Origin of the sequence: Paenibacillus alginolyticus DSM 5050 = NBRC 15375 (genome assembly GCF_000422905.1) — a bacterium.
GTDB classification, from domain to species: Bacteria; Bacillota; Bacilli; order Paenibacillales; family NBRC-103111; genus Paenibacillus_E; species Paenibacillus_E alginolyticus.
Map to the genome: position 1 here is coordinate 14,293 of NZ_AUGY01000019.1, position 24,888 is coordinate 39,180.

General features: G+C 46.1%; 23 protein-coding genes, 1 tRNA gene and 2 riboswitches. Of the genes, 14 read left to right on the forward strand and 10 right to left on the reverse strand.

Annotated features, from left to right (window positions below; translation table 11 throughout):
- Nucleotides 1-3: 3 nt before the first annotated feature.
- A complete protein-coding gene (locus G519_RS0110345) occupies nucleotides 4-4,356 on the reverse strand; it encodes a DEAD/DEAH box helicase (RefSeq protein ID WP_029194614.1) in 4,353 nt (1,450 codons plus the stop codon).
- A 251-nt stretch (nucleotides 4,357-4,607) separates the two neighbouring features.
- Between G519_RS0110345 and G519_RS48425 the strand changes: the two genes are divergently transcribed.
- Nucleotides 4,608-6,629, forward strand: a complete 2,022-nt coding sequence (locus tag G519_RS48425) for an S-layer homology domain-containing protein (protein ID WP_064743426.1) — start codon at nucleotides 4,608-4,610, stop codon at nucleotides 6,627-6,629.
- 199 nt (nucleotides 6,630-6,828) lie between these two features.
- Here the strand turns inward: G519_RS48425 and G519_RS0110355 are convergent, their stop codons facing one another.
- Together G519_RS0110355 and G519_RS0110360 are read right to left on the reverse strand one after the other, a co-directional pair.
- The gene (locus G519_RS0110355; RefSeq protein WP_029194615.1) at nucleotides 6,829-7,014 is read right to left on the reverse strand and encodes a hypothetical protein; all 186 of its coding nucleotides are present in this window, start codon (nucleotides 7,012-7,014) and stop codon (nucleotides 6,829-6,831) included.
- A 191-nt stretch (nucleotides 7,015-7,205) separates the two neighbouring features.
- Nucleotides 7,206-7,427 carry a helix-turn-helix domain-containing protein gene (locus G519_RS0110360; protein WP_028556998.1) on the reverse strand — a complete coding sequence of 74 codons (222 nt, stop codon included), beginning with the start codon at nucleotides 7,425-7,427 and terminating at the stop codon, nucleotides 7,206-7,208.
- A 192-nt stretch (nucleotides 7,428-7,619) separates the two neighbouring features.
- Here G519_RS0110360 and G519_RS0110365 point away from each other — a divergent pair, with 192 nt between their 5' ends.
- Genes G519_RS0110365 through G519_RS0110375 form a run of 3 tightly spaced genes read left to right on the forward strand, consistent with a single transcriptional unit; the run spans nucleotide 7,620 to nucleotide 10,063 of the window.
- Nucleotides 7,620-8,324, forward strand: a complete 705-nt coding sequence (locus G519_RS0110365) for a DUF6483 family protein (protein ID WP_127527906.1) — start codon at nucleotides 7,620-7,622, stop codon at nucleotides 8,322-8,324.
- A 19-nt stretch (nucleotides 8,325-8,343) separates the two neighbouring features.
- Nucleotides 8,344-9,075 carry a class I SAM-dependent methyltransferase gene (locus G519_RS0110370; RefSeq protein WP_029194617.1) on the forward strand — a complete coding sequence of 244 codons (732 nt, stop codon included), beginning with the start codon at nucleotides 8,344-8,346 and terminating at the stop codon, nucleotides 9,073-9,075.
- Nucleotides 9,076-9,085: 10 nt separating this feature from the next.
- Complete coding sequence (locus tag G519_RS0110375) at nucleotides 9,086-10,063, forward strand: MBL fold metallo-hydrolase (RefSeq protein ID WP_029194618.1); 978 nt, start codon at nucleotides 9,086-9,088, stop codon at nucleotides 10,061-10,063.
- Nucleotides 10,064-10,521: 458 nt separating this feature from the next.
- Here the strand turns inward: G519_RS0110375 and G519_RS48850 are convergent, their stop codons facing one another.
- A complete protein-coding gene (locus G519_RS48850) occupies nucleotides 10,522-11,484 on the reverse strand; it encodes a phosphatidylglycerophosphatase A family protein (protein WP_051253309.1) in 963 nt (320 codons plus the stop codon).
- Nucleotides 11,485-11,772: 288 nt separating this feature from the next.
- On the opposite strand from G519_RS48850, the gene G519_RS0110385 reads away from it, so the two are divergent.
- From G519_RS0110385 to G519_RS0110400, 3 genes are all read left to right on the forward strand, one after another.
- Nucleotides 11,773-12,786: a GerMN domain-containing protein gene (locus G519_RS0110385; protein ID WP_029194620.1), complete on the forward strand. Its 1,014-nt coding sequence runs from the start codon at nucleotides 11,773-11,775 to the stop codon at nucleotides 12,784-12,786.
- 198 nt (nucleotides 12,787-12,984) lie between these two features.
- The gene (gene rph, locus G519_RS0110395; RefSeq protein ID WP_029194621.1) at nucleotides 12,985-13,743 is read left to right on the forward strand and encodes a ribonuclease PH; all 759 of its coding nucleotides are present in this window, start codon (nucleotides 12,985-12,987) and stop codon (nucleotides 13,741-13,743) included.
- Nucleotides 13,727-14,374, forward strand: a complete 648-nt coding sequence (locus G519_RS0110400; RefSeq protein ID WP_029194622.1) for an XTP/dITP diphosphatase — start codon at nucleotides 13,727-13,729, stop codon at nucleotides 14,372-14,374. Before rph ends, G519_RS0110400 begins: the two co-directional genes overlap by 17 nt.
- A gap of 55 nt (nucleotides 14,375-14,429) precedes the next feature.
- Here the strand turns inward: G519_RS0110400 and asnB are convergent, their stop codons facing one another.
- Nucleotides 14,430-16,274: an asparagine synthase (glutamine-hydrolyzing) gene (gene asnB, locus G519_RS0110405; protein WP_029194623.1), complete on the reverse strand. Its 1,845-nt coding sequence runs from the start codon at nucleotides 16,272-16,274 to the stop codon at nucleotides 14,430-14,432.
- 178 nt (nucleotides 16,275-16,452) lie between these two features.
- Between asnB and G519_RS0110410 the strand changes: the two genes are divergently transcribed.
- The 4 genes from G519_RS0110410 (at nucleotide 16,453) to G519_RS0110425 (ending at nucleotide 18,009) form a co-directional block, all read left to right on the forward strand.
- On the forward strand, nucleotides 16,453-16,809 hold the full coding sequence (locus tag G519_RS0110410) for a hypothetical protein (protein ID WP_029194624.1): 357 nt from the start codon (nucleotides 16,453-16,455) through the stop codon (nucleotides 16,807-16,809).
- Between the two features lie 46 nt (nucleotides 16,810-16,855).
- Complete coding sequence (locus G519_RS48855; RefSeq protein WP_082562468.1) at nucleotides 16,856-16,969, forward strand: DUF4023 family protein; 114 nt, start codon at nucleotides 16,856-16,858, stop codon at nucleotides 16,967-16,969.
- Nucleotides 16,970-17,136: 167 nt separating this feature from the next.
- Complete coding sequence (locus G519_RS52945; protein WP_268616027.1) at nucleotides 17,137-17,268, forward strand: hypothetical protein; 132 nt, start codon at nucleotides 17,137-17,139, stop codon at nucleotides 17,266-17,268.
- Between the two features lie 135 nt (nucleotides 17,269-17,403).
- Nucleotides 17,404-17,607, forward strand: a riboswitch (cobalamin riboswitch).
- Nucleotides 17,608-17,640: 33 nt separating this feature from the next.
- Nucleotides 17,641-18,009 carry a (2Fe-2S) ferredoxin domain-containing protein gene (locus tag G519_RS0110425; RefSeq protein ID WP_029194625.1) on the forward strand — a complete coding sequence of 123 codons (369 nt, stop codon included), beginning with the start codon at nucleotides 17,641-17,643 and terminating at the stop codon, nucleotides 18,007-18,009.
- 337 nt (nucleotides 18,010-18,346) lie between these two features.
- Here the strand turns inward: G519_RS0110425 and G519_RS0110430 are convergent, their stop codons facing one another.
- The 5 genes from G519_RS0110430 to G519_RS0110450 form a co-directional block, all read right to left on the reverse strand.
- Nucleotides 18,347-19,183, reverse strand: coding sequence for an energy-coupling factor ABC transporter ATP-binding protein (locus G519_RS0110430; protein WP_029194626.1), 837 nt, complete (start codon nucleotides 19,181-19,183; stop codon nucleotides 18,347-18,349).
- A complete protein-coding gene (gene cbiQ / locus G519_RS0110435) occupies nucleotides 19,180-19,986 on the reverse strand; it encodes a cobalt ECF transporter T component CbiQ (RefSeq protein WP_029194627.1) in 807 nt (268 codons plus the stop codon). The genes G519_RS0110430 and cbiQ overlap by 4 nt, the downstream gene beginning before the upstream one ends.
- On the reverse strand, nucleotides 19,983-20,267 hold the full coding sequence (locus tag G519_RS0110440) for an energy-coupling factor ABC transporter substrate-binding protein (RefSeq protein WP_029194628.1): 285 nt from the start codon (nucleotides 20,265-20,267) through the stop codon (nucleotides 19,983-19,985). Before G519_RS0110440 ends, cbiQ begins: the two co-directional genes overlap by 4 nt.
- Complete coding sequence (locus tag G519_RS0110445; protein WP_029194629.1) at nucleotides 20,264-21,043, reverse strand: energy-coupling factor ABC transporter permease; 780 nt, start codon at nucleotides 21,041-21,043, stop codon at nucleotides 20,264-20,266. The genes G519_RS0110440 and G519_RS0110445 overlap by 4 nt, the downstream gene beginning before the upstream one ends.
- Before the next feature lie 146 nt (nucleotides 21,044-21,189).
- A riboswitch (cobalamin riboswitch) is annotated at nucleotides 21,190-21,382 on the reverse strand.
- A 147-nt stretch (nucleotides 21,383-21,529) separates the two neighbouring features.
- Nucleotides 21,530-21,603: transfer RNA gene (locus G519_RS0110450), tRNA-Arg, on the reverse strand.
- Between the two features lie 156 nt (nucleotides 21,604-21,759).
- Between G519_RS0110450 and G519_RS0110455 the strand changes: the two genes are divergently transcribed.
- From G519_RS0110455 to clpP, 3 genes are all read left to right on the forward strand, one after another.
- Nucleotides 21,760-22,674 carry a hypothetical protein gene (locus G519_RS0110455; RefSeq protein WP_051253310.1) on the forward strand — a complete coding sequence of 305 codons (915 nt, stop codon included), beginning with the start codon at nucleotides 21,760-21,762 and terminating at the stop codon, nucleotides 22,672-22,674.
- A 110-nt stretch (nucleotides 22,675-22,784) separates the two neighbouring features.
- The gene (gene tig, locus G519_RS0110460; protein WP_029194631.1) at nucleotides 22,785-24,086 is read left to right on the forward strand and encodes a trigger factor; all 1,302 of its coding nucleotides are present in this window, start codon (nucleotides 22,785-22,787) and stop codon (nucleotides 24,084-24,086) included.
- Nucleotides 24,087-24,285: 199 nt separating this feature from the next.
- The gene (clpP, locus tag G519_RS0110465) at nucleotides 24,286-24,876 is read left to right on the forward strand and encodes an ATP-dependent Clp endopeptidase proteolytic subunit ClpP (protein ID WP_029194632.1); all 591 of its coding nucleotides are present in this window, start codon (nucleotides 24,286-24,288) and stop codon (nucleotides 24,874-24,876) included.
- The last annotated feature ends 12 nt before the right edge of the window (nucleotides 24,877-24,888 follow it).

Here is a 24,888-nt window from a genome sequence, read left to right on the forward strand (position 1 = left end):
CACTCAGCTTAGTTGGCTTGGCCAAAGAACTAAGTTGGTGCGGTCTTTTTCTGCGCCTAGAAGTTTTAAATATTCCTGTTCGGGCGCTTCTGAGATACGTACACCGTTCCAGGTTTCGATGACGATTTTACGTAGTTGATGTTGTTTAAGGAACTGGCGAAACATACTTTTTAATTCGTGGACGATGGTTATCTGATCGTCGTTTTGATTCGCCTTAGGTGCGATATGATAAATCCGCTTGCCATTATTTTCGATCCAATACAACCACTCACTGCCTTTGAGGGCTAAGTAGTTGCCGCTTTTGCGTGAAAATGAAAGGTTCGAAACCTCGGGCCATGGGACAATCAGTCCAAAGGGATTAGCCGGATCAACAGCACTTAATAGCGTGAATTTATGTTGACTCGCAGAAGCGTTACCTGTTTGTTGGTACAGGAGAGTGATGAATTCTTTGGAAGCGAACTGCAGAGCATGTAAATCGGTAATGAATAGCCCCCGGACAACAAGTCCCCACTCTTCCAACTGACGGAGCGCTGTCTGAATGGCTTCCCATGGAAACGGACACAGAGCAGAGACGAGATCTTTGGTGATGATGCCATAACGCTCCAGCAGATGATGTGTCCACTGCATGGCGGACGATTGCTTATCGAAGGCAGGGCTTAGCAGCGAATCGAGAGGATACCAACGACCAAGGCCTGACTGGAATTTATCAGGTTTCTTAGAAGCTCCTGCGGCATGTAAGCGAAGCGGAGCGAATTGGTCGTTAGCAGCCTGTCCATCCCACACTAATTGCAGTAAATCCTCCAACAAAGAAGATGGAGCTCGCCCGGTTTCAATTCCTAGTTTGCTCAGAAAGATAGCTCCTTTTTCTTGCAAAAGTCTAAGGAGCTCGGGGTGTGAGGCTGCTCTTTGGTTGGCTACAGTGAGGCAGGGCTCATACAGAGAGCTGCTTTCTGCCAAAAAGAAGGCAATGCGCCCTTCCTTTTCGTCGGGCTCTTTGCGGCCTATCCAGACAATTTGACCTGAAGAACATAGGGTGTCTAAGTCCTGTTTGCGGTACGAAAGCTGACGCGTCGGAAATAAGACAGACTCCCAGAGTGAGACAGGCAGGAAGAAGCCTTGCAAATCATCTATTATTTCGCGAAGATGCTCCATACCAGGAACGTCAGTTCGATCTGCGAGTTTGCGTCTAAGCGGCATATGCGTCAAATAGGTGAGTGGAGATACGGTCTCGCCACTACGTCGATAAGACTGAAGGGACAGACGAATTAATCGTGAAGCTACCTTGCTGCTCGTCCACAGCTCTTCGATTTCTGGATCGGCAAAAGGTGCGATAGATAGCATACCAGCTTGAAGGGAGCTCTGAACCCAATCGGCTGCGATGGCAGGTTCTACCTCAAAATGAGCAGCCAAATCAGCTGTTTTGAAAGAAAGCCTGCCATCGGCAAATCTTTGAAACACGAACGATCTGGCAACCATAGAATCCGAAAGTGAAGCATAGAACTCTAATTCATCCCGGCAAATATATCGGGTCTCTTTCGTAAAGAAGGCTGTTGCTGCTTTACCTTGCCCGATAAGATCATGGATCCATGATGTGACAGTTGTTTCAGATGATGAACTAGCCTTGACGAGTTCAGACAAAGAGGAATCGCCGCGTTCCTTCAAATAACGAAATACCTCTTGTGCAGAGGTTAGAGGTTCATCGGTCAGGGCGAGCTTGTGTTCTTCTGCCTCAATGACTTGAGGGCTAACGGTGCTGCGGATCGCCTCGGATCCGAAAATATCGGCAGCCATTTGACGGCTAAAGCCAAGTAATTCAACCTGCAGATCCTGCGTTAACGCATCGGATTCATATAATTTCTGCGACACGTAGTCGAACTTGAATTGTCCAGCGAGCGGCGATGGAAAATGGTTGCGATGAACGGCAAATTGAATACTTCCTGTATGAATAGCTTCTAAAATGCGCTGAAGATGCTGAATATCGACATGTTCCTCCAGGCATTCTCGCATAGCTTCTTGAAACAAAGGAAAACGTTCTTTGAAGGGAAGAGCTTCCTTCATGAGTTCTTGCCCACGCATTCGCTTTATCCAAGCAGGCATACGAGTGAAGCTGCGAGAAAGAAGCAAAGATGTTTCCGCTAGTCGCTGAAATGCTGCTCCGAACATGCCGGATTCGGCTACAGACTCAATGACGAACTGTTCCGCTTCTGTAGAAGAGATGGACATGATGGCATGTATAATCGATTCTTGGAAGCTTGGGAAAATAAGCTCGATGCCATTGTCTTTCGCATTCGTATAGAGGGCGGTTTGCCCTATTTGTTTAAGATGCTTATCGATCGCCATTAACCAAGTGCGGTTGAGCTTGCGACCAAATAGGCTGTGCAAAATATAATGGGTTTGATTATTTTCATCTGCAAAAGTTTCGATGACAACGGTTGTGTCAGTTGGCACCGTATTTACAGCAATTTGATTGCGAACGAGACCGATAAGAGCATGGCTAGCCTCCGAATCAAAGTAGAAATGCTCCATGAGCCATTCCTGGACGTCGAGATCAGCTTGTGTATGAGGAAGCGGCTGCAAACGATCACGCAGCTCTCGCCATAATTGACCTGTTTGAACGCCAAGCTCAAAGGATTTTCCGCCGGATTCCCCGCGCCAGAAGGGGACTTCGCTGTAACGGTTGTCGGCTTCCTGAACATAAATGCGTTCTGGACGCTTGCGGACGATACGCCAAGAAGCCGTTCCCAATTGAAACGCGTCGCCGACAGACGATTCGTGGATGAACTCTTCATCCAGCTCACCGAGGTGAAGTCCGGTGTCATTATGATGCACGGGATATGCCGTGCTCTGAGGGATTGTGCCCGCGCCGGTAAGCGCGGCCATCTGTGTGGCCGCCAACCGTTCTAAGCGGCCGGTTTCACGATCCCATGCGATGAGCGGACGCACGAAGGGGTAAAGCCCTGCGAGCACCTCGAGCATCGCGAGCCAGCGCTCGCGCGGCAGCTCGCGGAAGGAGTCGCTCTGCGAGAGCAGGCGCTCTAGGCGCGGCACATCGAGCTCGTCGCCCATGGCTGCCATGGCGACGAGCTGCTGCGCGAGAACATCGAGGCTGCCCCGCGGGATGCGGATGGCCTCGATGTCGCGCGCCGCGATCCGCCGGCTGAGCACGGCCAGCTCCGGCAGCAGACTGCGGCTGCGCGCAAGCAGCACGCCGCGGCTGACGCTGCCGACGGCGTGGCCGGCCCGGCCAATCCGCTGGATGCCTGCGGCAGCGGTGAAAGGCGAGTCGATCTGGATCACCAGATCGACATGGCCGACGTCGATGCCGAGCTCCAGCGACGACGTGGCAACCAGGCAGCGAAGCTCGCCGGCCTTGAGCAAGCGCTCGACCTCGAGCCGCTTCTCGCGGGCGACGCTGCCGTGGTGGCTCTTCGCGATCTCATGACCGACATGGTCATTGAGTCGCAGGGTCAAACGTTCGCAAAGCCTGCGGCTATTGGCGAAGATAAGCACGGTGCTGCAGCCTTCCATGAGCTGCAGCAGGTGCTCGACAAGAGGCGTCCATATCGCCTCTTGATCAGCCCCAGCCCGCGCAGGTTCCGGCATCGTCACCTGAAGGGCGTACTGCTTCTCGGCTTTGCTCTCGATAATGGCTACATGCCGCGGCTGTTCAGCTTCCCAGCCGCCAAGATAACGAGCGACCCGCTCGATAGGCTTTTGCGTGGCAGACACGCCGATCCGCTGGACGGATCGCCCGCACCACGCGTTCAGCCGTTCCAGCGTGAGCGACAAGTGCATACCGCGCTTGTCCGCTGCCAGATCGTGGATTTCGTCGACGACGATTTGTTCCACGCTCTTAAGCATTTCTCTCGCGCGCGGGGAAGTAAGCAGTAAATACAACGATTCTGGCGTAGTCACCAGAAGATCTGGCGGCTGCTTCAGCATCGATGCCCGAGTGCTTTGTTTGGTATCGCCCGTACGAACCCCAATCGTGAGTCCCCGCCAGGCGGTTTCCTTTTCGAAAGAGGAAGCGGTCTCCTCAATTTCTGCCATAAAATGAATCAAATGATCATGAATATCGTTATTCAGCGCTTTGAGTGGTGTCACGACAAGGACGCGAACACCGGCTGTATAAATGTCCTCAAGTTCTTGTTTCTTTTTAATAACTCCGTCCAAACAAGGCAGTAAAGCTGCCAGTGTTTTACCTGAGCCTGTTGGGGAAGAGATGAGCGTGTGTGTGCCAGAATTTATTTGTTTCCAAGCCATCTTCTGAACATCCGTAGGTTCACCGAAACGAGAAGTAAACCAAGCCCTCAGAACGGGATGAAAATGAGATAGATCCAGCGCAATTTCCGTCATTGCCTTCGCTCCCTTGCTCACAATTTCTTCCAACATAGCATATTGTGAAGGTCATCGCCAGCGGGACAGAATATGACAGTTTATTTACATCTCGTATGCTAAAGTGGTTAAAGATTACTTGATCATTTTATTGGATGGGTAAAGGAAAAAATTTCAATGGAAAATAAAAGGCTACCCTCCTAAAAATAACCAATGAAACGAATTCTTTTGATACATGTAGTATTCAAATAAAGAAGGAGAGTGTGTAAAGCGTGACGTTCAAAAAAGTAATCGCGACAGGACTTGCTTTCGTTATGATCATGGGAAGCGGCACAGCAGTATTAGCCAAAGACAATGGAAATAAAAAAGATGACAGTAAGGTTCAGATACATCTCACCTTTGACGATTTGCAATCGGCAGAATGGGCGATACGCTATATCGCGAGCTTAGCATCGAAACGTGTGTTTGAAGGGTATGAGGATGGTACCTTTAAGCCTCATAATACGGTTTCCCGAATCGAAGCGATTACGGCAGCCGTTCGTTTGATGGGATTTCGCAGCCAAGCAGAATCAGCAGCAGAAATGAGCACTCATTTGAATTTTAAAGATGCGGATAAAGTTCCTTCTTGGGCTGTCGGTTATGTAGCTGTAGCTTTAGAAAATGATTTATTCTCGGAAAATGATGACATGGTTCAGCCTCAAAAGGAAGGCGACCGGCTTTGGGCGACGACACTTTTAGTTAAAGCTTTGAAGTTGGAAGCTCAAGCGAAAGCCAAAATGAACACGACACTGCCATTTAAAGATGCGAAACAAATTCCTGCAGGCGCTGTGGGTTATGTAGCTGTTGCCATCGAGAAAGGTTTGATCGATGGTTTCGAAGACAACACGTTTAGGCCTAATCAACCGGTAACACGGGCTCAGCTCGCAGCTTTGCTCGATCGTACGGGCGGTCAATTGCCAGAGCAAGGGAATAACACGATAAATGGAACTGTAAGTAGTGTTGTGACCAACAACACGCTTAGTATTACGAGTTCAGGCACAACATCAACCTATCCTCTGCATCCAGACGTTTTCATTTATCGGAACGGGGCTAAAGTAAACGCATCTGCTTTACAGGTAGGGGACGTAGTGAAAGTACGCACATTTAATGGTCAAATTGTCTTCATCGAAGTGACCAATGCCGTACAATCAATTATCTACAGCGGCACCGTAAGTGCGGCAGTTACGAATAATACATTGACGCTAACGAAGGCTGGAGCTACCTCTACGCTACCGCTTCATCCGGATGTCGTCGTTTATCGTAATGGCATTAAAGTGAGTGCGTATGACCTAAAAGTTGGTGATGAAGTTAACATTCGTACTTCGGATAATAAGATCATCTACATCGAAGTCACTAAATCGATTGTACCTATTTCAAGCAGCGGTACGATTAGCGCGACCGTTAGTAACAATGTGCTTAAGCTTACGAAAGCAGGCGTTACAACTTCATACACCCTGCATCCAGATGTGGTCATTTATCGGAATGGCGTGAAAGTTACTGCTGCCTCCCTGCTGGTTGGCGATGAGGTGAATGTTCGCACATCCGACAATAAAGTCATTTTTATTGAAGTAACGCAAACGGCACAAGCCATTACGAATAGCGGGACAGTTAGCGCAGTTGTCAGCAATAATGTGCTTAAGCTTCAGAAGTCAGGTGTTACATTTGAGTTAATACTTCACTCGGATGTTATCGTCTATCGCAATGGGTTGAAAGTCAATGCTTCCGATTTGAAAGTTGGAGACGAAGTCAATATTCGCACGACCGAAAATAAAGTCATTTATATTGAAGTGACCAAAATGGTTCAACCCATTACAAACAACGGCACGGTAAGCGCCTTGGTGAGCAACAATGAACTGAAGCTCACGAAGTCGGGAGTTACAACTGTATTCACCCTTCATCCGGATGTCGTTGTTTATAGGAACGGTGTGAAGGTCAGAGCTGTTGATTTAAAAGTAGGCGATGAAGTCGATATCCGCACCTCTGATAATAAAGTCATTTACATTGAAGTCACCAAAATGATTGATGCGAATCTACCATTCGATCTTTTAGGAAAGTTAAAAGGAACCACCCTCAATGCCCAAGGTGAACTTGCCACGATTTCCATTACTCAAACCATTAATGGTGTGGAACAAACAACGATCTATCAGGTATCCTCTGGTGTCACGATTTCCGGCAACCTTGCCTTATTCAAGGAAGGCAATCTTATACAGCTTAAAGGCGTTAATAGGCTCGTAACCAACATTACAATCAAATAATATGCGAAAAGAAGCCTATGGATTTATGATTCATGGGCTTCTTTTTTTTTGCGAGAAGATCTGACGAGAAGTCGATTTCCGGCTTCTCGGACTCTATGGGTGAGCTTCGGCTCGTGCTATAAGTTTTTTTAGATTGGCCCTAATGAAGGACTATTAAGATTGCGATATTCTTTTTACATGGAAGCACAAAAAAAGCCCTTCAGTAATGGGCTAATATAACAGCGATATCTCTATCATTAAATTGAAGGGTACCCTCTTCTGATTTCGAAAAGAAATATCCTCTGGATTCAATATATTGGCAAAGTCTAAGCAAAATTTTGGGTTCTATGTTTAGAAGTGTTGAAAGCGAAAAAATGTTTTTTTGATCATTGGTTGCTTCAACCATTTAACATTATGACCTCCTTAGATTGAATTATATGTATCATAGTACATGCTCGAAGTCACTTGTTGTCGAAATATCGGGTTAACAAAAATTTCAATATTTGGATGATTTCTAACCAGCCTGCCAAACATAAAAGCCCTTGATTCCTCTACAAGGAGGCTCAAAGGCTTACATGGATCCCTCTGCTGACGGAATCAGATCTTTAATTCCCCAAGCTTGATCAGTTCTACAACCGCTTGTGAACGACCCTTTACGTTCAGCTTTTGCATGACGTTAGAAATGTGATTCCTCACAGTCTTTTCGCTTATGAAAAGCTGCTGCGCGATATCTTTCGTGGTTTTGTCTTGTACTAAGAGTTCGAATACTTCTCTTTCGCGGTTAGTAAGTAGAAATTTGTTTTTGTGGTCGCTGCCCATGGATGTGTGTCACCCCTCCTTGCTCGGGTATTGGGAAATACAAGGTTTAGGGATACAGTCAAAATTATTTTATGAAGGGCTGTTGTCAATGGTGCGGTATATGCATAAAAATAGGCGATATCCGCTTTTGAGTTTCTTTCCGAGGCGTGGTAAGCTGAAATGAAGCATTTCTTTTGAACGAAGGAGGCTCAAATGATGTTCAAGCGGGATTATTTTATGCGGCAGATTGAGCAAATGACCGTGGTACTGCATCGCATCCTTTTTAATAAGGAACATATCCCATTAGAAGATGCCCAGCAGCAGCTGGATGAAGCAAGCCGCCATCTCTTGGGGCTGAATATTCGCTCTTTACAGGCATTATCGAGTAAGGATATCCTTGAATTATTGTCCTATCATAGCAGCGTGGATACCGCCAAAGCACTGGTGCTTAGCGATATGTTTGTAGGACACGGTGATCTGTTTCAGCAGCATGAGCAGACTGACGAGGTTTATCACGCGTACTTGAAATCCGTTGATTTGCTGCTTCACCTTTCGCTCTCACCTGAGGTTGAACCTATGGATGAAGTGAACGATGAGATCAAATCCCGATTGAACCAGAGCATGGAACGTTTACAAGGATGGATCATCCCGGAGGAGATCAAGAGGCTTCTTTTCGCGCATTATGAGAAACAGGGCAATTACGCCAAAGTAGAGGATGTTTTATTTCATTATATGGAAGATCATCCGGACCGATCCGTCGTACTCGAACAAGGTGTAATCTTTTACGAAAAATTAATGGCTATGGACGAAGAACTCCTGCAAGCAGGCAATTTTAGCAAAGAAGAAGCGTTGGATGGTCTGCTTATTATGAAGCAAAAATTGCAATCATTTAATAATCCTAACATTTATAAATCGTAGAAATTGAAGGTGTGAAGAAATGGCTTGGTATCAGAAAAGTTTTGGGAATGATTATTTAATCGTTTATAAACACAGAGATTTGCAAGGTGCTTATGATGAAGTGAAAAAAATGATTGATTGGCTTGGATTAAAGCAAGGGGCCGAAGTGCTTGATTTATGCTGCGGGATGGGCCGTCATTCAATGGCGCTGGCTGAGTTTGGTTACGATGTAACGGGCGTTGATTTATCCGAGGTGCTTTTGAATGAGGCGGTTAAGCTAGATGATGGAAAGCATGTAACCTGGCTGCGCGGAGATATGCGTGAAGTACCTCTCGATCGGCAATACGACGCCGTTGTGAATTTGTTTACTTCGTTTGGCTATTTTGATGAGGATGAACAGAATGAGAAGGTGCTTCATGAAATTCATCGGCTTCTAAAAGAGGGCGGCCGGTTCATTATCGATTTCTTGAATCCGGTTTATGTTCAGACGAATCTCGTTCCTCAATCGGAGCGTACGGAAGAAGATCTATGGATTCGCGAAGCTAGAGCCATTGAAGATGGCTGTGTGCGTAAACGGATTGTAATTTCGCAAAAGGGTGCGCCTGACCGGCATTATCTGGAGCAGGTCAAGCTATATGACCGAGCGGGTTTCGAGGCGATGCTGGTAAAAGCGGGTTTACATATTGATCATGTATACGGTGGTTACGATGGGCAGGCTTATGATGCTGATACATCTAGCCGGTTGATTTTTGTAGGGCATAAGGAAGGATGAATAGTTGGAAATGAACATCGTGACTGAACATACGGATGAGATCACGCAAGTAAAGGTTCCGCTGCCCTTTCCTCTGCGTTGGGTGAATGCTTACCTCGTACGCGGCAGCAGCGGCTATACCTTGATTGATCCGGGGCTCCGCACCCCGGATGCGGAGGCGCTCTGGCAGCAGGTGCTGCAGGAGCGCGGGATCGGTTTCGAGCACGTGGAGCAGATCGTGCTCACCCACCACCATCCCGACCACTACGGGATGGCCGGTTGGTTCCAGGAGCGCACAGGCGCGCCGGTTCTCCTCTCGGAGACCGGCCTAGCGCAGGTGCAGCTCCTATGGGGCCCGGAGCAGCCGATGTCGGCGCTGCTCCTGACGCTCTTTGCCCGGCACGGCTTCCCGCAGGACGGGCTAGAGGAGATGACGAAGCACATGGTGAGCTTCGTCTCGCTGGTGTCGCCGCAGCCGCAGGTAACGGTGCTGCGTGAAGGGCCTGTGCGCCTCGGGGACCGCGTGTACGAAGCCATCGAGACCCCCGGCCATGCCGCGGGTCATCTCTGCTTCTACGACGCCGCGGCGGAGGTGATCTTTTGCGGCGACCATGTCCTGCCGCAAATATCGCCGAACGTTTCCTTCCTCCCGCAGGTGGAAGGAAACCCGCTCGGTGCGTACCTCAGCAGCCTGCAGGAGATCGGCAGGCTGCCTGTGAAGATGGCTTACCCGGGGCACCGGGAGCCATGGTCCGGCTTTGGCGCGCGCGCAGAGGAGCTTGTGCGCCATCATCATGAGCGGCTTGCGCTCATGGAGGGGCAGCTAAGCGCGCCGCTTAGCGCTTATGAAGTGTGCCGTGCGACGTTCGGTGACCGGCTGAGCATACATCAGATGAGGTTCGCGCTATCGGAGACGATCGCTCACCTCATCCTGCTGGAAGCCGAAGGCCGCATCCAACAGGTAGACCCCGCCGCGGAGCTCATTCATTATATAGCGATATCGAAGTAGCAGCCAAAAAGCCTCCAACCACAGGATTAGTGGCTGGAGGCTTTTGTTTGTTGATAAACGCGCATGTCTCTGAAGGAGATCGAATCGATTGTTTATTCTCGTGTTTATGAAGTCACTTCATTACTTTCATTTCGTTCTCTTCGCCTCTACGCGGGGGCGAGTGAAGGCGTAACCAACCAACATTGGCACTATTGATGCATAAAGTACATCAAATTCAGCCGATATTGCCATATTCGGACGAAATCATGCAGAAAGTGCATCAAATTCTCCCGATAGTCCCCATTGTAGTTCAAAATGCTGATATTTGATGCACAAAATACATCTTCACTTCTGAAAAACGAAAACTTACGATGATTTGATGCACTTTTTACATGTCTTTATTAGAGGCTAGAGAGTAGACTAGTTGTCTGCTATGTATAGTTGTTTTGGATATGCCCCTAGAACCCTTACAACCAACCTCACTTTAAAGGCTTACTATAAGTAGGAACATTATTATGCGCCAAACGGCCACAGGCGGCAGCTACGATGCCGCATACCATATCATCGATAAATGTATTGCATTTTCCTTCGGAATGATCGCTATCGAGGTCTTTAATAATCCCGATTTTCTCCTTGTCTAGGTATCCGAAATTCGTGAGTGCAATGGTCCCATACATGAGCGGAACGGCTGTAGCGATGCTTTCATCAACCCCGAAAAGCCCTTCGTCTTGCCCAACAATATGATTATACTGGGGATTAAATTCTTCTGCTTCGACGGCTGTATCAATTTTGATCGCTAATTGAAGGGCATGGAAGGTTTGCTGTTTTCGTAATACGGCAAGAATATGCTCTTCACAAAGGCTGCGCTCCATATCCGGATTGTAGGGCCTTTGAAGCTGATCCAAAATATCCACCATATCCTCCAAAACCACGCCTCTCGACTCGAACAGTGCCAGGTTACGTGCGGTATAATCCTCTTTCACATTTTCAGAAATGATTGAACTGGCCGTGGATGCAACAATGGCACAGATCCCTTTGGAAATGAAAGATTTTGGACGTTTGGTCGGGAAAAAGAAGCGGAATTTACAATCCATAAATCCAAAAAGAGAAATCGCGCCGCTGCCATATAGTCCGCAGATGGACATTGCAATGGTGCGATGAACATTATAAGCAGGGTCTTTCATACTGGCTAGCAGCTCGGAATCATGCTTGACCTTCTTTTGGAGCTCCATGAGTGTGGACATAACGTTATAAGTTTCTGTTTTGCTTAATACACCCAGTAGAGTCGTTGTGATCGTTTCATAGGGAATTTTCTTAATTCCTTTAATTTCGACGAGTAGGCGAGCAACGGCTTCTTCGATGACAGCTTGGGGATAGTGACTGAAGACCTCTTCACGGAATTCGTTGAAAATGTTTGCTTTTTCTTTAAGGAAAGTTCTCATCGCAATGCCTCCAAATTAGGTCTTTTCTTTATTTTTGAGTATAGCATATCTTCAAAAGATGCCGAAGGAAGTTAGCTCCCAAGATAACTAATCATCATGTTCTACAAGACGCAGCAGGGTGTTAATCCGGGGGTATGACTTTTTTTATAAAGAGGACAAAAAGTAGTTATAAATCGGACAAAGCCTCGTATACATAATAATACGAAAAAGACAGTGTACAGGCCATGTTAAGAAAATATAGGCAGATGCTTCCGGTGTCTGCGAAAACTTGGAGGAGGAAATAAGCTAATGAAACATCAACATTGGATTCGTTCAGCCGCTATCGCGGGGGTAATTGCCTTGCTGACCACGGGATGTTCGGTTCTGGGCACTGGAAAGAAAAGTGACATCGATGCACCTCCGACAACGGGTGCGGGAGCTGACGCGAAGACGACATCAGCAGCCGTTACGATCGATATGATCGAAGACAATTCATCACAGATGACGGTTTATGTGAAAGATGGTAAAGGCTTCGTAGCTCCGCTTAGTCTTGGATTACCTAAGACGGTGTCTGTCGCCAAAACGACTCTCGAGTATATGGTGGACGGAGGACCGGTTGCAAGCATGCTTCCATCTGGTTTTGGGGCTCTGCTGCCTAAAGGTACGAAGGTCATTAGTTTAAATGTCACATCAGACAAGCGTGCCATTGTTGATTTCTCAAAGGAATTCCTCAATTACGATGGGGCGAATGAGAGAAAGATTTTGGAGGCGATCACTTGGAACCTGACGAGCTTCCCAACCGTAGAGAAAGTACAGCTGCGTGTAGATGGGAAAGATCTGAAGGAGATGCCGAAAGGAAAGACACCGCTGGATATACCTCTTGCACGCTCTATGGGGATCAACATCGAGAAAGCTGAGGACGCTGAATTTGGTCAATCCACACCAGTTACCCTCTATTTCTTGAATCAAAATGATCAAAATTACAAATATTATGTACCTGTTACAAGGCTTGTCAAAAGGACTGATGATGTTGCGAAAGCGGTTGTCGAACAGTTGATCAAAGGGCCTGATCAGAAGAAGGGTCTGGCTGCTGTTCTGAATGCTACAACGGAAGTGAAGAGCATTAAGCCTGCGGATGGCGTTATAACCGTTGACTTCTCCAATAAATTCCTTGGCGCAGATCAGAAAGCACCGGCCGAGGCCATGCAGTCCGTTATTCTTTCATTGACGGAGAACACAAGCTTTAAACAAGTGCAAATTAAAGTGGATGGCGCCGTGAAGCCTGTAGCTAAACCAGCTCATATTAATCCGGCTAAGCTTTAAGAAGCTTGCCCGGTTCTAACGACCTCTATGCATTAGCGTTTGTCTTTGACAAGGCGCTTGTATAGGGGTTTTCTCAGCATTATAATCAATGTTCGGCATCATTGTTTTGGGCTTGGGATGCTTTTCGCTGGCTACTTTGTTACAATGGGGCGTAGGAACAAAGCTTCTGATGGAAGCAACAGGAGGAGAACAACATTTATGAGAATTGGCGGTAGAACGAATCAAGAACTGCGACCTATGAAAATAACCCCTCATTATATAAAACACGCGGAAGGCTCGGTGCTAATTGAGGTCGGGGATACCAAAGTGATTTGTACGGCGACGATTGAAGAACGCGTCCCGCCTTTTATGAAAGGTCAAGGGAAAGGCTGGGTTACGGCTGAATATTCGATGCTGCCTCGAGCTACGCAAGTTAGAAATCAGCGTGAAGCTGCTAAAGGTAAGCTTGGTGGACGTACAATGGAGATTCAGCGTCTTATAGGCCGTGCGCTTCGTTCCGTTGTGAATTTGGAAGCATTAGGCGAAAGATCCATCACATTGGATTGCGATGTTATTCAAGCGGATGGCGGTACTCGTACAACGTCAATTACCGGTGCTTTTGTTGCCATGGCATTTGCAATCGACAAATTGGCGACAGACAAAAAATTATCCAAATTCCCGATTAACGATTTTCTGGCTTCTGTAAGTGTTGGGGTTATCGGCCAAACACCGCGGCTGGATCTGAATTATGAAGAGGATTCACATGCGAAAGTAGATATGAATGTCGTTATGACGGGGCAGGGTCAATTCGTTGAAATCCAAGGAACTGGCGAGGATGCTCCTTTTTCCCGTAAAGAACTGGATGAACTGCTCGCTCTGGCTGAAACAGGTATCCATACGATGATTGAGGAGCAATCTAACGTATTAGGCCCGATCGCTGATCGCATTCGAGGTGTACATCATGCTGCTACAAAGTAATTTCGTCGTTATTGCAACGCGTAACGAAGGCAAAGTCAAAGAGTTTGAGAAGCTTTTTGGAGCAAAAGGATACAAGGTTCGCTGCTTAACGGACTATACGGATCTGCCGGAAATCGTGGAGAGCGGTACAACGTTTGCAGAAAATGCACGCATTAAAGCCCAAATCATTTCAGCACATCTCCATGTGCCGGTTCTTGCTGATGATTCAGGTTTGTGTGTAGCTGCTTTAAATGGTGAACCGGGTGTTTATTCTGCCAGGTACGCTGGAGAAAATGCTACGGACTCGGACAATAATGCTAAGCTGCTGCAAGCATTAAGAGAGGTAGTTTCTATAGACGGTTTGCCTGCAGACGCAGAGCACCCAAAGCTTCTTAGCGAAGCTTCCTTTGTTTGTGCGCTGACACTCATCGATCCTGTAGCGAATGAAGTCATCGAAGCGGAGGACTCTTGCCGTGGTTACATCATTGGCGAAGAACGCGGCGAAAGCGGCTTCGGTTATGATCCCTTATTTTATATCCCTGCTCTTGGGAGAACGATGGCGGAGTTAACGATGGAAGAGAAGAATGAGATGAGTCATCGAGCCAAAGCTTTGCGCATGTTTTTGGATAGACTTCCTGATCAGAATGACTAGTATCACAAAGAAAACCTGCTTCCACTTTTATCGGTGGCCAGCAGGTTTTTTTCATTTATCGGATGGAAATTTTATAGGAACGTAACCAGGTGTCCACTTGTGCCAAATAGGCGAATAGTTGAGGACCCGTCATCAGCTGACCGAACCATGGGAGATCGAAATCATTCGTTTCTGAGCTGGCAAGTGCGCGAATTTTCTTAACATCAATGAAGGGAAGCAAGGGGGAGCTGGGGTCATCCAGAATTTCCAGCACCCATTTTCTCACAGCGGCCAAGTAATTGGGGTTGTGAGTCTTTGGATAAGGACTTTTCTTGCGAGTTAGCACATCCTCAGGAAGAACACCTCTGAGCGCTTTGCGCAAAATACCTTTCTCACGATCCCCCGATGTTTTGATTTCCCAGGGAATATTCCAAACATACTCGACAAGACGGTGATCGCAGAAAGGGACGCGAACTTCAAGTCCGACGGCCATGCTCATACGATCCTTTCGATCCAGAAGTGTAGGCATGAACCGGGTAATGTTCAAATAAGACATTTCTCGCATACGGTTTTGCTGCTGTGTTTCCCCAGCTAACCGTGGCACTTCGCTGAGCGCTTGCTGATATCGATTATTGACATACTCGACAGGTTTGATCCAATCCACAAGATCGGGAGCGAGCAGGTCAACGCGATTGTTCAGTTTCAAAGACCAAGGGAACGTACCCGCTCCCAAAGCTTCTTCGTTGTGGAACCAAGGATATCCACCGAATATTTCGTCGGCTGCTTCGCCGGAAATGGCAACGGTCGCTTCCTTTTTGATCTCACGACAAAATAAATAAAGAGACCCATCAACATCAGCCATTCCTGGTGTATCACGGGCGAATACTGCTGTTTTCAGAGATTCGACAAGCTCGGGTGTGTCAAATTCAATATAGTGATGCTCGGTGCCTAGATGCTCCGTCATCCGTTTAATCCAAGGTGCATCTGAATTCGGCTGAAAGATGTTGGCTTTAAAATGCTTGTCATTATCTTTGTAATCAACGGAAAAAGTATGCAGAGCGCCTTGCCCGCTTTCCTTGTAATGAGCAGAAGCAAGTGCCGTAAGCGCACTAGAGTCAAGACCACCTGATAGAAGGGTACAGATGGGAACATCAGACACAAGTTGGCGCTGGGATGTATCACTAAGCAGTTGCTGAACTTGCAATGCCGTAGCAGCGATATCGTCGGAGTGCTGGTGGCTTTCGAGCTTCCAATATGTTCGAATGGATAAGCCATTGCGGTCAAATACAGCGCATTGTCCTGGTTTGAGCTCTGACATGTTGCGATAAATCCCATGACCAGGTGTGCGAGCCGGACCTACTGCGAAGATTTCGGCCAAGCCTTCTGCGCCAACCTCTGCTTGGAAGTCGGGGTGTGCGAGTATGGCTTTCGGCTCTGAGCCGAATAGAAGCACACTATTTTGATGAGAATAAAAAAGCGGCTTTACACCGAGCCGATCTCTGACCAAATAAAGGGATTGTTCTTGATCATTCCAGGCCGCGAAAGCGAAAATGCCATTAAGCCGGTCTACACAAGCTCTCCCCCACTCAATAAAAGCAACAAGCAGCACTTCTGTATCACAGTTTGTGCGGAAATGATGCCCACGAAGTTCGAGCTCTTTTTTGAGTTCTGGGGCGTTATAGAGTTCGCCATTATATACGATCGTGTACGTGTAGTCTCCTTGTTTCCGTACCATGGGCTGAGCGCCGTTTTCCGGATCCATTACACTAAGACGTCGATGGCCGAGGGCACAATGCTGTGAAATCCAAGTACCAGAAGCATCGGGTCCGCGCAAATGGAGCGTTTCCGTCATATTTTCTAGAATGGACGGGTACCCGGTCAAGTCTTTCCGCCAATCTATCCAACCCGTTATTCCGCACATAGACGTTCCTTCCTTTCCTTATAAAGACAGCATGATGATAAAGGGTATGCAAACGCAAGGTATATAATGTCTGTCCAGAATGAGATGGGCGCAGACAACTGGACGGATTTTGTGTTTTGTAGACAGGCCTGATACAATAAACCCAATTCTTATTTATTAAATGACAAAGGTGATGACTATGAAAAAGAAACACTCCAAAGCACAAATTGACTATTTGGCATCAAGAGAGCATTTTCTGCAAATCAGCAACCAAGCGGATAAACGAATAGCGGAATTAAAAGAGGAAGGTAAAGAAGTTGGGCAAGAAGAAATGGAAGAAATCATTGAGCGTGTCGGCTTGCACCGTGCTTACAATGAACTTACCCAAGCGGAGAATGTCTTGATTAACTGGACGCAAACGGCTATCAAAACCGAACCGGAATTTATTCAAAACCGCACTAATTTTGAGGAATTGTACGAAAAAGTCAAAACAGATGCAGAAGCAAGAGGCGCGATTCTTAATCTTGCCATGCGTTTAAATTTAGAGCTTGCGTGACATTCTAAAGAGGTAGTGCCATTCTTTCTTCAGGAGGCGAATGCTCATGGATAGTCATTTCATTAGCAAGCTGCACGACAAGCAGAGGAAAGCCGCGAAGAATTTCAGGACGCAAGGTGACGGTCAGCCAGGCAGTAATTTGCCGCACAAGAAGCACTAAGTCTAATGGCACCATCAAAAGCCTGTAGGGAGATTTCCTTACAGGCTTTTGCTTTGTTTCCTTCTCCACTGTCCTTAATGGGTAGTTTATACAGCATATTTAGCGCGGTATCTCTCCATACTAATCAAGTGATCATTATTTCAACTCAGAGGAGGATTAATCCCATTATGAGCAAAAAGAAAAGTATGGACCAGCGAACACAAAGCACAATCGATCATTCGAAGCAATCTTCTCGCATACAGTCCAATCTGGATTCAACAGAGCCTGGAAAGCACCAACCGAATCGTCCTTCCGTTTAAATGCAGCGATTTGAATTTGTAAATACAGCTTCCGAGGAAGTCCCTACCATTTGGTGGGGGCTTTTTCCTTGTTTGTAAATAGAGTATGAGGTAAGATGAGATTTGAGTTTAAAAGATTTGAATAAACTCGGTCACAATTTCATATCCGAAATAGGTGCTTACCTTTCGCTATCCAAGCGCAGCGTAAGCTTAAAAGGGAAGATCGGTTTGAAGCCGACGCGGTCCCGCCACTGTAACAGAAGAGTCAACGTCTTGTATGCCACTGATCGACCGATTGGGAAGGCTGACGTTCGATGAAGATCCTGAAGCCAGGAGACCTGCCTATTTCAGCAGCACATTTTATATACCTACGGGAGATAGGGAGGTGTTCTTATGAGTACGTGGGATCTATCAACAGTCCAACATCATGTGCTTATCTGTAACGGAGGATCTTGTCTGAAACATTCAGGAGATGAAACAACGCTAGCCATCCGAGATGAAATTTCGAAGCACGGAGCCGAGCATCTTATTCATACAACTCGGACTAGATGCAATGGCCGCTGTCAGGATGAAGGTGTTGTTACGGTGTATCCGCAAGGGATTTGGTACAAGGAAATGACACCAGAGACGGGTAGAAGGCTTGTGAGAGAGCATTTACTAGAGGGGAAGCCACTCGAGGAACATATGATTTATAGTTTTGAGGAGCGCTTTGTGCCAACTGGAATAGGAAATAAGGGCATTAGTCGCATACAAAGTAAATAATCAGATAATGAAAGTTTAAAAAGGGGGCTTCCCGAAAGGTTAATAAACCTTTTTGGGAATCTACCTTAAAGCACGTATCCAAAAGGATTTTCGCCATTAGGGGGAGGTCCTTTTTGGTCATATATGCGCGCGTTTTCCGCGCTTATTGGTCATACTTGTTCATAATGGAACGACAAGCCACTTAGGTGGATGAAAAGAGCTAAACATTGAATTAGCGGAACGAGAGGGCCTATCTCATTGATAGATGGATGGATGCATGCAAGTACACGTGAAGAGGCTGTCCCTCTAATCATAATTGGGACAGCCTCTTTTAACTTTATATTGTCGTTGATTATAATTATGCAAAGACTTTTTGCAATAATGTTGTAAAGTCACTCACATTCCTTGGTGCTGAGACTCCCTGACGGCTAGCTTCAGGCAGTGCATCCCACAGATCTAGCAGCATGGGCCTGTCAAGTCCGAGACTATTAAGTGCCTTGCTATCTTTGAATATTTCAGCTGGCGTGCCTTCCATGACGCACTGTCCCCGATCCATCACCAGAATCCAATCAGCCCATGAATAAGCTAGATTCATGTCATGGGTGGCCATGACTAACGTGATTCCGCGGCTATGGATCCGGTCCAGTTCCTCGACAAGCTGTTGTTCCGATATCCGATCCAGATAGGCCGTTGGTTCATCCAGCAGCAGCAGCTTTGGTTCAAGCACGAGCACGCCGGCTAAGGCTACTCGTTTCTTTTGACCGAGACTCAAGTGGTGAATGGGAGTGTGTGCTAAATGTTCGAGTCCCAATGTGAGTAAGATAGCTTCTGCTCGGCGAGTAATCTCAGGCTCAGGAACGGCGGCATTCCGCAGACCGTAGGTGACATCCTCATAGGGAGTATTCAGAATGAGCTGCTGTTCCGGATCCTGAAAGACAAGTCCAACGTCTTGACGTAATTGTTTGAGCTCTTTGCGTTCGTAAGTTAAAGGCTTGTTCTTCCATAAAACTTGCCCTGATGAAGGTGTATGAATGCCAATAGCCTGAAGAAATAATGTTGATTTGCCAGAGCCATTATGGCCGCATATGGCGGTTTTTTTCCCCTCGGGGATGCGGAGCTTTAATTTGTTTAAAGCCTTCGTCTGTGAAGCGGGATAGCTGAAGCTAACTTCTATGGTTTCTAAAAGCGTGCTCATCCGATACTCCTCCAATTCCAACGCAGCCAAATTTCGAGCAGCAGCAGCATCGTGAACCCTATATAACTTTCCAATTTATATCGAAAAGGTACAGGATTAGCTCGATAAGGGGCCATGTGAATGTCATCTGTAAAACCTCTGGAGACAAGGCCATTTGACAGTGATTTATACCGCTGCATCGTTTTGATAAACATTTGAACAATAATAATGGCTGTATCCTTTAATCTATTTTGGAAACCGGTCTGACCGCCTCTTGATTGCTGGGCAACATACATGTTATTGGCAATTTCAAATAGGATGAACAGAAACCGATACATAATAAGCATTATTTCCAAAACCAACTTGGGAACGCGAACTTTATGCAACACTTGCAGTAATTCGGAAAAAGGAGTGCTGAACATAATAAAGGACACACAGCTTAGGCTGGCTATAATACGAACGAATAATTTGCCAATTAGCAATAGACCTGTTGAAGTAACGGACAACTTCCAATCGATGAAGGTAAAGGTCGCCACTTCGTGAATGTCAGGCAAAGCTTGCAGAGGACGGATCTCTACAACTAATGCGGGCACACTGCTTACAAAAAAAAGGCATGCAGCACCGATGACGGTTAAATAATATTTGATTGGAACACGAGCATAGCCAATCGTCCACAGGGTCATCCAAACCGCTATAACTGCCTGAATCGCTGGATGTGTTAGATAAGATAACAGCAGCATAGCAACTGCAAAACCGCACTTCCACATTGGTGATAGGGGACGTAAAGCATTTTTATAGGAGAGCGAATCGATCCGTTTCATCATTGGTTTTTGGACTTAGACGCTTTCCCTTTGAAAAAGCCAAAAGCAAACCCTATGAAGCCAGCCCCGATGGCTGCTTGTAAGGCGAACAGCATACTTTCTGTTTCAGAGGGGAGCTCAAATAAAGAAGAGAACCATGGCCTATAGGAAGGTGCAATACTTTGGATCAATTGTTCAGCAGCAGCATCCGATCCGCCAAATTCTCCTTTTGCGAAGATAAGGGGTAAGACTGCCAATAATACAACGGCAATTACCATCAGGGTATTTACGGTACGCGTTTTCATAGCTCAGAAGCTCCCTTCATTTTATGTTGTAAAATAGATAGCTCTTTAGGGCCATAAGATTGTAACCAATTCCATATTAATACGGTTAAAATGCCTTCACTAATGGCAAGAGGGATTTGCGTAATGGCAAAAATGCTGCCAAATTTCAAGAAAGATGCTATAAATCCACCTTGTTCAGCTGGGAATGCAAGAGCTAATTGGACAGAAGTAACAATGTATGTGGATAAGTCGGCAAGAGCGGCCGCTAAAAATATCGACCATTTTTGTTTGCCGGTTGTTTTCATCATGGACTTATATATGAAGTAACCAACTACTGGACCGGAAAGGGCCATAGAGAAAGCATTTGCCCCGAGTGTCGTAAGTCCCCCATGAGCAAGTAAAACCGCTTGAAATAACAAAACAATCGATCCTAGGACGCTCATAGGGAGCGGCCCGAACATCACAGCTCCTAAACCTGTACCCGTTGGGTGAGAACTGCTTCCGGTTACGGAAGGGATTTTCAGGGCCGAGAGTACGAAGGTGAACGCACCAGCAAGACCTAGCATTATTTTGAGCTCTGGATGTTCTTTCGTAATTTTGATAAGTGCTCGGACACCTAGAAAGAAGAACGGAAGGAAGGCTGCCCACCAAAATATTGCCCAACCTATGGGGAGAAAGCCTTCCATAATGTGCATGCCGTAGACGGTTTGCGGTTCATTAATGAATAGATAGAGGGCTAACCCAATAACCACAAGAGAGAAGCTAGTGATCTTTGTCTTTCGTGTTTTTGTTAGCATGTTTTTTTAATTCCTCCTATTAAAATTTGATAAACGAACAAAAAAGACCAATCCTAATGGATTGGTCATGGGTACGTACGAATAAACGACAACTATAAGCTAGATGTCGAAAGACTTGACGTACACCGCTCCTTTCCGCGAAGGTTTCTGGGTGCATAAATGAAGGTAGGTCTCCTGGCTCTCGGATCATCGTTTCTTTCAGCCTTCCCTGAATATGCATCAAGTGACATGATAGAAATAAACTCCCCGAATACAGTGGCGGGACCGCTCGGGATTTGCACCCGATTCCCTGTTACCCCTTGCTTGCTACGCAAAGGCACCTCATTTATTCGAAAAAATATGTAATTGAAAAGAGTATAACACAATATGAAAGATTCGTAGCATAGGGAATGTTATTTTTCTTTTTCGCTTTACCGGACAATACGACACATTTAGGTAAACAAAAAAAGATCGCGATTTCTCGCGATCCTTTTTGCCGTGCATGAACGTCCCAGGAGGGATTCGAACCCCCGACCGCACGCTTAGAAGGCGTGTGCTCTATCCAGCTGAGCTACTGAGACATAGACCTCTTCTTACCTCGCGGATGTGATCCGTTTAGCGAAGCGAGAGTTAATATATCATATCGTTTTATAGGAAGTCAACCCTCGATTCATATTTATTTTGCATTCACTTTAACAATCAAGTAAACTGTCACCAGCGAGACCAAGATTTCTGAGGTGATCATCATAACAGACCCATCCATCAATAACTTAATTCTTTTTCCGAAAACAGAGCAGTATTACGAAGAGGAGCTGACTCGGTTTCTACGAACAGAGCAGTATAGTGATGCGCTCCAACTGCTAACCTTTCTGCTGCAATTTCCGACAGTAGACCCTCACAAAGCTGAACAATGGGAAGCTCTGAGGAACTGGCTGTATACGATGTATCCGGAATCCATGTTTGCCATGACGCCAATGGAAGAGGACCCAGAGGAAGAATCAGATTTATTACGGCAATACATACAAGAAAAGACAACTGACGATGGCACATTTGCACTTAAGCTTCTGAATATGTTAAACGACGGCACATTGGAGCAGCAAGTCAATGCTCTTGAGCAATTGGCTTTCATCGATCAATCTAGTGTAAGCGAACGAGTAAAGGAATGGCTATGCGAGAAGCCGCGGCACCCTCATATCCAGTTCAAAGCTTTGCAGGCGCTTAAACAGATGGGGGAGCGAGGGTTTATCGAGTTCCCCAAGAATGGGGAAAAGATTCTTGTCGAGATCGAAGAGACACCGCTGTGTCCGGAGGATTTTCCATCACGGATTCGTGATATGATTCGCAGAGTCGGGGACATTAGTGAAATAAGCCAACCTGATTTTGTTTATTTTGCCAAGCAGACTTGGCAGGAATTTCTAGCCTATGCCTATGGGACATCGATCTATACAGATCTACAGAAAGTGGAAGAAGGCGCTGTTGATGTCTGGGCATCTGCACTTCATGCTATTCTTCAAGAGAAACTGTTTGGTGCGGTGAATCGGGAAGAATTACTAGACAATTACGGTATTGTTGATTCCATGAAGCTTCAGTGGAAGCGAGCTAATCTTGTACTGCAGACGTTTGTGAAGCAGTTTAATCCAGATCCATCATAAGGCAAGAAAGGCTGCCTTGAAATGAAAATCTTATATGGTATAATAGAATGGTTGTAATGAGCGTAACGTGAAAATATGTCATCGTACATTTTTGGAGGGGAAAGCATAAAATGAAAGCAAGTTGGGAAAAAATAGAGAAGAACGTAGGCGTTCTTGAAGTGGAAGTTGGCGCAGAGCGCGTAGCAGATGCTTTGGATAAAGCATTTAAAAAGGTATCAGCGAAAGTGAATGTTCCAGGATTCCGTAAAGGGAAAGTGCCTCGTTCTATCTTTGAAGCTAAATTTGGTGTTGAAAGCTTGTATCAAGACGCTTTAGATATCATTTTGCCAGAAGTTTATGTGGAAGCGATCGAAGAGGTTAAAATCGAGCCTGTTGATCGTCCTGAAGTAGACGTTGAACAATTCGGCAAAGGTCAAGTGCTGAAGTTCAAAGCAAAAGTTACTGTTAAGCCTGAAGTAACACTTGGCGATTACAAAGGTATCGAAGTTGAAGCGGTAAGCACGGATGTTACGGAAGAAGAATTGAATGAAGAGCTTACTCGTTTGCAACAGCGTCATGCTGAATTGGTTGTTCTTGAAGAAGGACAAGCAGCAAATGGTGACGTCGTAGTCCTTGATTTCGAAGGATTCGTAGACGGTGAAGCGTTCGAAGGCGGCAAAGCGGAGAAATACTCCCTTGAGCTTGGTTCCAACTCCTTCATTCCAGGCTTCGAAGAGCAGCTCGTAGGACTTGGTAAAGGCGAAGAAAAAGAAGTTAATGTTAACTTCCCTGAAAACTACCACTCCGAAGATTTGAAAGGCAAAGCGGCTGTGTTTAAAGTGAAAATTCACGACATTAAACGCAAAAACTTGCCAGAGCTTGATGATGAATTTGCTAAAGACGTGAGCGAGTACGATACACTTGTAGAGTACAAAGAAGAGTTGAAAAAAAGTCTTCAAGAACGGAAAGAAAAAGATTCAGAGGCTGCTCTGGAAACAGCTGTTGTTGAAAAAGCTGCAGCTAACGCTGAAGTTGAAATTCCAGCTTCTATGGTAGAAGCAGAGCTTGATGTTATGGTGAAGGAATTCGAAAGACGTCTTCGCTCCCAAGGCATGACGCTTGAGATCTACTTCCAGTTCTCCGGTCAAAACGAGAGCGTATTGAAAGAACAAATGAGAGAAGATGCTGACAAGCGTGTTCGTAACAACCTTGTTCTTGAAGCCATCGCAGCTGCAGAAAAAATCACAGTTTCCGATGAAGAAGTTGACACGGAGCTTGAGAAATATGCACAATCCTACCAAAAGACAACGGCAGAACTTCGTGAACTGTTTGCTTCTAACGGCAGCCTAGAAGGTCTGAGCAACGATCTTGTGATTAGAAAAACGGTTGACTTCTTGCTTGAAAATAGCAAGCATGTTTCCGCAGCAGTATAAATAAGGTAAGTAAAGGCACGTACGTAAGCAACGTGCCTTTCTTTTACCCTATTTTAGCCCCCAAACTGCCCAAGACCATAAGTAATACCCTCATACATAGCAGTTCTCTGAAAAAATGACTTTGCTGTTCAAACGTGTTAAACTGTATCTGAATCTCAAATGAGAGAACTTGGCTATTGCCGCAAAAGGAGTTGGTACAATGAGTCTTATTCCTATGGTTGTTGAACAAGAGGCTCGTGGGGAACGTTCTTACGATATCTACTCGCGTTTACTAAAGGACCGCATTATCTTCATTGGGAGCGCTATTGATGATGATGTGGCTAATTTGGTCATTGCCCAGCTGCTCTTTTTATCAGCTCAGGATCCCGACAAGGATATCCACTTATATATCAATTCACCAGGTGGATCTGTAACAGCTGGAATGGGTATCTTCGATACCATGCAGTTTATTAAACCGGATGTATCTACGATTTGTGTAGGTATGGCTGCAAGTATGGGCTCTTTGCTGTTAACAGCAGGCGCCAAAGGTAAGCGATACGCGCTGCCGAATGCAGAAGTTATGATTCACCAACCGCTCGGCGGTGTAAGAGGTCAAGCAACCGATATCAAAATCCACGCGGATTGGATTATCAAAACGAAGCAAAAACTCAACCAGATCTATGTGGACCGTACGGGACAGCCGCTTGAAAAGATCGAAAGAGACACCGACCGGGATAACTTTATGAGCGCTGAAGAAGCGAAGGCATATGGGTTAATCGACGAGGTTATCACTCGAAACGACTTGAAATAAAGGAGTGATCCC

What these genes read in the sequence shown, in the direction of transcription:
- G519_RS0110345 (WP_029194614.1), bottom strand. Translation starts at nt 4,356, where the DNA reads ATGACGGAAATTGCGCTGGATCTATCTCATTTTCATCCCGTTCTGAGG.
- G519_RS0110355 (WP_029194615.1), bottom strand. Translation starts at nt 7,014, where the DNA reads ATGGTTGAAGCAACCAATGATCAAAAAAACATTTTTTCGCTTTCAACA.
- G519_RS0110360 (WP_028556998.1), bottom strand. Translation starts at nt 7,427, where the DNA reads ATGGGCAGCGACCACAAAAACAAATTTCTACTTACTAACCGCGAAAGA.
- G519_RS0110365 (WP_127527906.1), top strand. Translation starts at nt 7,620, where the DNA reads ATGATGTTCAAGCGGGATTATTTTATGCGGCAGATTGAGCAAATGACC.
- G519_RS0110370 (WP_029194617.1), top strand. Translation starts at nt 8,344, where the DNA reads ATGGCTTGGTATCAGAAAAGTTTTGGGAATGATTATTTAATCGTTTAT.
- G519_RS0110375 (WP_029194618.1), top strand. Translation starts at nt 9,086, where the DNA reads ATGAACATCGTGACTGAACATACGGATGAGATCACGCAAGTAAAGGTT.
- G519_RS48850 (WP_051253309.1), bottom strand. Translation starts at nt 11,484, where the DNA reads ATGAGAACTTTCCTTAAAGAAAAAGCAAACATTTTCAACGAATTCCGT.
- G519_RS0110385 (WP_029194620.1), top strand. Translation starts at nt 11,773, where the DNA reads ATGAAACATCAACATTGGATTCGTTCAGCCGCTATCGCGGGGGTAATT.
- rph (WP_029194621.1), top strand. Translation starts at nt 12,985, where the DNA reads ATGAGAATTGGCGGTAGAACGAATCAAGAACTGCGACCTATGAAAATA.
- G519_RS0110400 (WP_029194622.1), top strand. Translation starts at nt 13,727, where the DNA reads ATGCTGCTACAAAGTAATTTCGTCGTTATTGCAACGCGTAACGAAGGC.
- asnB (WP_029194623.1), bottom strand. Translation starts at nt 16,274, where the DNA reads ATGTGCGGAATAACGGGTTGGATAGATTGGCGGAAAGACTTGACCGGG.
- G519_RS0110410 (WP_029194624.1), top strand. Translation starts at nt 16,453, where the DNA reads ATGAAAAAGAAACACTCCAAAGCACAAATTGACTATTTGGCATCAAGA.
- G519_RS48855 (WP_082562468.1), top strand. Translation starts at nt 16,856, where the DNA reads ATGGATAGTCATTTCATTAGCAAGCTGCACGACAAGCAGAGGAAAGCC.
- G519_RS52945 (WP_268616027.1), top strand. Translation starts at nt 17,137, where the DNA reads ATGAGCAAAAAGAAAAGTATGGACCAGCGAACACAAAGCACAATCGAT.
- G519_RS0110425 (WP_029194625.1), top strand. Translation starts at nt 17,641, where the DNA reads ATGAGTACGTGGGATCTATCAACAGTCCAACATCATGTGCTTATCTGT.
- G519_RS0110430 (WP_029194626.1), bottom strand. Translation starts at nt 19,183, where the DNA reads ATGAGCACGCTTTTAGAAACCATAGAAGTTAGCTTCAGCTATCCCGCT.
- cbiQ (WP_029194627.1), bottom strand. Translation starts at nt 19,986, where the DNA reads ATGATGAAACGGATCGATTCGCTCTCCTATAAAAATGCTTTACGTCCC.
- G519_RS0110440 (WP_029194628.1), bottom strand. Translation starts at nt 20,267, where the DNA reads ATGAAAACGCGTACCGTAAATACCCTGATGGTAATTGCCGTTGTATTA.
- G519_RS0110445 (WP_029194629.1), bottom strand. Translation starts at nt 21,043, where the DNA reads ATGCTAACAAAAACACGAAAGACAAAGATCACTAGCTTCTCTCTTGTG.
- tig (WP_029194631.1), top strand. Translation starts at nt 22,785, where the DNA reads ATGAAAGCAAGTTGGGAAAAAATAGAGAAGAACGTAGGCGTTCTTGAA.
- clpP (WP_029194632.1), top strand. Translation starts at nt 24,286, where the DNA reads ATGAGTCTTATTCCTATGGTTGTTGAACAAGAGGCTCGTGGGGAACGT.